Source organism: uncultured Ruegeria sp. (genome assembly GCF_947500045.1).
GTDB lineage: Bacteria > Pseudomonadota > Alphaproteobacteria > Rhodobacterales > Rhodobacteraceae > Ruegeria.
Window position 1 is genome coordinate 457939 of record NZ_CANMQQ010000002.1, and the last position, 6269, is coordinate 464207.

At 57.2% G+C, this 6269-nt stretch carries 6 protein-coding genes; 1 reads left to right on the top strand and 5 read right to left on the bottom strand.

All coding sequences use genetic code 11. The features are described from left to right. Positions 1–65 precede the first annotated feature (65 nt). From Q1B46_RS05810 to Q1B46_RS05825, 4 genes are read right to left on the bottom strand one after another with little or no spacing between them, the layout of a single operon-like run. Complete coding sequence (locus Q1B46_RS05810; RefSeq protein WP_299945745.1) at positions 66–1370, bottom strand: FAD-binding oxidoreductase; 1305 nt, start codon at positions 1368–1370, stop codon at positions 66–68. A 59-nt stretch (positions 1371–1429) separates the two neighbouring features. Continuing rightward, a complete protein-coding gene (locus tag Q1B46_RS05815) occupies positions 1430–2788 on the bottom strand; it encodes a glutamine synthetase family protein (RefSeq protein ID WP_299945748.1) in 1359 nt (452 codons plus the stop codon). Then, complete coding sequence (locus Q1B46_RS05820; protein WP_299945751.1) at positions 2788–3468, bottom strand: type 1 glutamine amidotransferase; 681 nt, start codon at positions 3466–3468, stop codon at positions 2788–2790. Before Q1B46_RS05820 ends, Q1B46_RS05815 begins: the two co-directional genes overlap by 1 nt. Positions 3469–3526: 58 nt before the next feature. Further along, positions 3527–4846 (bottom strand): glutamine synthetase family protein, encoded by a 1320-nt coding sequence (locus Q1B46_RS05825; RefSeq protein WP_299945754.1) that lies wholly within the window; start codon positions 4844–4846, stop codon positions 3527–3529. A 212-nt stretch (positions 4847–5058) separates the two neighbouring features. Here Q1B46_RS05825 and Q1B46_RS05830 point away from each other — a divergent pair, with 212 nt between their 5' ends. Beyond that, positions 5059–5868, top strand: coding sequence for a M90 family metallopeptidase (locus tag Q1B46_RS05830; protein WP_299945757.1), 810 nt, complete (start codon positions 5059–5061; stop codon positions 5866–5868). Here Q1B46_RS05830 and Q1B46_RS05835 read toward each other — a convergent pair. Continuing rightward, positions 5865–6269 (bottom strand): ABC transporter permease subunit (locus tag Q1B46_RS05835; protein WP_299945759.1); only part of this gene is annotated, 405 nt, incomplete at its 5' end. The genes Q1B46_RS05830 and Q1B46_RS05835 overlap by 4 nt on opposite strands.

Consider the following 6269-nt stretch of genomic DNA (forward strand, 5'->3'; position numbering starts at 1 on the left):
GGCTCAAGCCAAGACCTGAATCACCGCGTCGGCGAAATTTCACCAAACTGTCGTGATTGGCGGGGTCAGAATCCTAACCTGTCGCGCAGCGCGTACCATGTCATCGCCAGCACCAGCAAAGGGCTGCGCAACGCCGGACCGCCGGGAAAGCGCAAGGCAGGGACGCGGGCCATGGTATCAAACCCCTCGGCCTGACCCTGGACGGCAAGTGCCATTAGCTGTCCGGCATGGGTTGCCGTGCCAACCCCATGTCCAGAATAGCCCGAGGCCGAAAAGATGTTCGGGGCCAGCCGCGCCAAATACGGCATGCGGCGCATTGTGATACCAAGCGTTCCGCCCCAGGCATAGTCGATCTTGACATCCTGTAGATGCGGGAAAATCTCGGTCATCGGCTTGCGCACTGCGGCGGCAATATCCGATGGAAAACGATAACCATAGCTTTCACCACCTCCGAACAGCAGCCTGTTATCTGCACTCAGCCGGAAGTAATTCACCACGAATTTCGTATCCGCGACGGCAATATTCTTGGCCAAGACTTTTTGCGCCTCAGACCCCAAGGGTTCGGTTGCAGCAATGAAATTGTTGATTGGCATTACACGTGATGCGACTTGTCGGTTCAGATCGCCTAGATATCCATTGCAGGCCAAAATAACGTGATCGGCGGTGACCCTGCCTTTGTCTGTGCGCACCGTCGCGCGAGCGCCCTGGTCGATACCAAGGACTTCGGTGCCTTCATGCAGTCTCAGCCCGGCCCCAACCGCTGCGCGCGCAAGGCCGAGTACGTAGTTTAGCGGATGTAAATGCGCCGCGCCGTGATCCAGATAGCCCCCTGCATAAGCGGGTGACGGGCAAAGACCGCGCGCGGTATCGGCGTCCAAAGGTTCGATTTGGTCGTAATTGTATCTGCCTGTCAGATGCGCCGCGTGGTCGTGTAGCTCAGCACGTTCCGTATCGTTGAACCCAAGAACGGCGATACCGGGCTTCAAATCGCAGTCAATCTGATGCTTTGAGATCAGGGATTTGACAAGGTCCTTGGCATCTTCAGCCAGATCCCACAGCTTGGACGCATCATCATCGCCGACAAGCCGCTCAAGATCCTCCTGATCCATCCGCTGCGCACTACCCAGCTGTCCGCCATTTCGCCCCGAAGCGCCAAAGCCCACGCGGTGAGCCTCCAATAAAACGACATCGAACCCGGCTTCTGACAAATGCAGCGCTGCCGAGAGGCCCGTATACCCGCCCCCAACGATGCACACGTCGGCCCTATGTTCTCCCTCCAACGCTGGATAGCGGTCGAATGGATGCGCTGTTGCGGCATACCAGCTTGGCGGAAATTCCGCCTTCCGATCATTGGAATACAGCAAGTTCATTGAGAGCGCCCCATCTTCTTCTCGTTCCAAATACGGATATCCCGAACGCCGCCAAGTCCCTAGACGTTCATCAGCAGGTGCTCACGCTCCCACGGAGAAATCACCTGCAGGAACTCTTCGTACTCTGCGCGTTTGACGATGCCATAAACACGGGCGAATTCAGGGCCAAGAACGTCATGCAAGGCGGTGGCTTGATCAAACAAGTCCAGCGCGTCACCCATGACCTGCGGGATGTCGCCGTCACCTTCATAGGCATCGCCATAGAATTGGCGACGTGGGCGTTCCTGCTGGGTCAGACCTAAGTAACCGCAGGCCAGTGACAAAGCGATACCCAGATAAGGATTGCAATCCATCCCGGCGATACGGTTCTCAACTCGTCGCGCTTCTGGGCCTGACAGGGGTACGCGAATTCCAGTGGTGCGGTTGTCGCGCGCCCATTCCAGATTGATCGGCGCGGCATGATCTTTCACATAGCGGCGGTAGGAATTCACGTAAGGCGCCATCACCGCCAGACCAGCGGGCAGGTGGTTCTGTAGCCCTGCGATGAAGTGATAAAACGCATCCGTCTCGCCCCCTTGCGGACCAGAAAAGATATTCTGACCCGTTTCCTTTTCGATGATCGAGTGATGGATGTGCATGGCTGAGCCTGGCTCATCCTCAATCGGTTTTGCCATGAACGTGGCAAAACAGTTGTGACGCAACGCGGCTTCGCGGATCAGGCGTTTGAAATAGAATACTTCATCCGCCAGCTTCACCGGATCACCGTGGCGCAGATTGATCTCCAACTGCCCGGCGCCGCCTTCCTGCGTGATCCCGTCGATCTCGAACCCTTGAAACTCGGCGAAATCGTAGATGTCGTCGATCACCGGTCCGAACTCATCCACCGCGGTCATCGAATAGGCCTGCCGCGCCGCGGCCGGCCGGCCCGAGCGGCCCATCATCGGCTTAATCCCCTGCGCCGGGTCCACATTTGGCGCAACAAGGAAAAATTCCATCTCGGGGGCGACGATCGGTTCCCAACCATTGTCGTGATACATCTTCACCACGCGCTTGAGCACATTGCGCGGGCTGAAAGGGATCGGCTCTCCGTCACGGTCAAACGCGTCGTGGATCACCTGCAGGGTCCAGTCGCCGGTCCATGGAGCAGCAGATGCAGTTGAGAAGTCGGGCTTCAGAATCATGTCGCGCTCGATGAACCCGTCTTCTCCGGCAGCCTCGCCCCAGTCCCCGGTTATGGTTTGGTAAAAGATGCTGTCGGGCAGGTGGAAATAGGATTGTTTGGCGAATTTCGACGCGGGGACCGCCTTGCCGCGCGCGATGCCGGGCAGGTCCGAAATGATGCATTCGACTTCATCCAGCCGCTTGCCTTCGAAATAAGTGCGTGCTGCTTCAGGCAGCTGATCTGTCCAGTCGGCCATCAGGCCCTCGCTTTCTTCAGAAAATCCGCCATGTGGCGACCGATTTTGGCATTGTCATCTGCGGCGTCCTGTCGGTTTGCGGCAGCTTGCATCAGGTCATCGGGAACCACGCCTTTACCTCGGGTTTCCATCAACCCCTGAATGAAATCATTTCCGTATTCCGGGTGGGCCTGCACGGTCCAGATCGTGTCGCCATACGCGACCATCGCGTTCTGGCAAAAGTCATTCGTGCCGGTGACCACAGCGCCTTCGGGCAGTCGCGTGACCTGATCCTGATGCCAAGCGTTCAGCGTGACGGCCTGGTCACCAAAGCGGTAATCGGTGCGTCCAATTGCCCAGCCGCCTTTGAACTTTTCCACTTTACCACCAAGGGCTTGCGCGATGATCTGATGGCCAAAGCAGACACCGATCAACGGTGTTCCGGCTTCTTGAATATCACGGATCAGCCGCTCTAGTGGGGCAATCCATGGGTGATCTTCGTAGGCACCATGGCGCGATCCTGTTATCACCCAGCCATCGGCCTGATGCGCGTTTTCCGGAAACACGCCGTCGACCACTGAATATGTCTGGAATTCAAATCCGTTTCCGCCCAGTAATGCACGAAACATGCCGTCATATTCCCCGAATTGTTCATGCAATTCGTCGGGTGGGTGACCGGTTACAAGTATGCCGATTTTCATAGTTCACCAAATTTGATCAAATTTATTCTAGCGGAGCGAAGCAAGGCGGGCAAGAGGCTCAAACATTCTCAAGATAGCTAAGCCAGTGCTCCTCGGTAGGGCGGTCGGCAAAGCGCGCGATTTCCTGCCGTTTAGTCATTGCCATATTGCGGATCAGATCAGTGGGAAAGATGCGCGCAACCAAAGGGTCGGTCTCAAATGCGGATATGGCTGAAGGCCAGTCCGGAGCGAGTTGCGGCAGGTCCGTAACCTCATAGGCATTGCCGCTGATCGGTGCGGGTGGCTGTAGGCTGTCCTCGATCCCGACCAATGCCGCACCCAGGACTGCGCTCAGCATCAGATAGGGGTTGATATCACCACCGGCAACACGATGCTCGATCCGCCGCGCTGCGGGCGCGCCACCGGGAATACGCAGAGCCGCAGTGCGATTCTCGTAGGCCCAGCTTGCCCCGGTCGGGGCATGTGCGCCGGGCACGAGTCGCGTGTAAGAGTTTCCGTGCGGCGCGAAAATCAGCGTTGAGCCGGGCATCGCAGCCAGACATCCCGCCACCGCCGAGCGCAACAGTTCGGTGCCCTCAGGCCCCCCGTCATCGAAGATATTTTTACCATCAGCATCGATCACCGAGAAATGCACATGCATCCCGTTGCCCGCGTCCCGCGCAAAGGGTTTGGCCATAAAGGTCGCGGTGAACCCGTGTTTGTGGGCAAGACCGCGTGCCAAGCTTTTGAAAAGCCACGTATCATCGGCGCAGCGCATCGCGTCCTGATGGTTCAGGTTGATCTCGAACTGGCCGATACCGCTCTCGGAAATGGCGGTCTGGGCCGGGATGCCCATGGCAGCACAGCCATCGTAGAGATCGGTAAAAAAGGCATCAAAGGCATCCATTTCGGCCATCGAAAGAACGGCCTCGTCCTGCAGCCTGCGACCCGTGACTGGGTTGACCGGAGGCTGTGGCTGACCGCCCGAAGCATCGAGCAGAGTGAACTCAAGCTCGGTGGCGGCGATGACTGACCAACCACGTTCTGCATAACGATCCAGAATTGCAGAAAGGGCGTGCCGGGGGTCGCCCGCAAAGGGTGTGCCATCATCGTGATAGAGGCACATGGGAACCAGTGCGGTGGCTGTATCAAGCCACGGCATAGGGACGGGGCCGCGCCCGGTGGGGCGCAGCAGACCATCGGCATCACCGCTTTCGAAGACCAACGGGCTGCCATCGATATCGGCCCCCCATAAATCGACATTGAGCGCCGAGAACGGCATTCGCACGACACCTTTATCCAGCTTCGCGCTGTAGGAGGGCGGCACGCGTTTGCCGCGCATCTGTCCGTTCAGGTCACAGGCGGCGACGCGGAATGTATGCAGGGCGCTCAGGTCCATTGTGGGCTCCGTAGTCGTGTATTGAGAGGTTTAAATCAGCTTCGTCGCGTTGTCACGGAATTTGATCAAATTATGATCAACTGTAATTTGCGGCCTAATATGAAAACTCGAATTGTCCATGTAGTACATGGGGCAAGACCGCTTTCTTCCGAGTTGTACAACATTGAGACACCCGATTGTGCCCGGTGCAACGATGCCTATAGTCTGTCTTCATGTTCATCTTCCTTTCCATTCTGTTACTTTTTGCAGGCGGGTTCGCCTATTACGTCTGGTCCAAGAAACAGGCCCGCGCCGCGTTGTTGGCGACATCTCTGACCACTCATCAACGCCAAGTTATCGATAATCAGGTGCCGATTATTCGGCGGTTACCAGCTGGGTTACGCAGCCACTTGGACGGCAAGGTGAACCTGTTTCTGGATCAGGTGAGTTTCTACGGCTGTGATGGGCTGGAGGTGACAGAAGAGATGGAGCTGTCGATCGCAGCGCAGGCCAGTCTTCTCGTGATCAACAGTGAACTTTGGTACGATAATCTGACCACGATCCTGATCTATCCCAACGCATTCAAGTCGAAGCAACGGCGGCAGTCAGGCTTCGTCGTATCCGAAAAAGAGATCGTTCGCACCGGCGAAAGCTGGGATCGCGGGCCGGTCATTCTGTCATGGGCGCACAGCCAGCAAGGTGCGTTGGATGATCGGGACGGCCAAAATGTTGTGCTGCACGAATTCGCTCATCAGATCGATGATTTGTCGGGCGGCACCAACGGCGTGCCCATCCTGAGCGAAGGTCAAAGCTTTGCCGAGTGGGAAAAGGTGTTCCTGACGGCCTATGATACGCATGTGCAGGCCGTTGAAAGCGGGCGGCACACGGTCATCGACCCCTATGGTGCGACGGGACATGAGGAGTTCTTTGCGGTCTCCGTTGAGGTCTTCTTTGAACGCCCCAAAGCGCTAAAACACGAGGTGCCCGAGGTCTATGAACAGCTTTCGAGACTGTTCCGACTGAACCCGGTAGAGTGGGCTTAGCGAGCGAAGTTCAGTTTGAACTGCATTTTGGTTTTTCGCTCGGCGGGGAGGTGTTTGTTGAGGTGTTTGTTGACCATGCCGAAGCCCCAGACGATGACGAGTGTGACCATGATGAAGTAGAAGGCCAGGATTGGGTAGGGGACGAACGGGTTGAAGGTTTTGTCCGCGAAGTAGCTGGCGTAATACAGCGCGTCTCCGCGTTGTTGCCAGGCCGGGAAGGCCGAGAAGAAGACCAGTGTGGTGGACTGGAATACAAAGATCGCCTCATTGGTGTAGGCGGGCCATGCCAGACGCAGCATTGTGGGCCAGATGATCCGGCGGAAGCGGGACCAGCCGGACATGCCATAGGCATCCGCGGCCTCGATATCGCCCTTGGGGATCGAGCGCAGGGCGCCATAGAA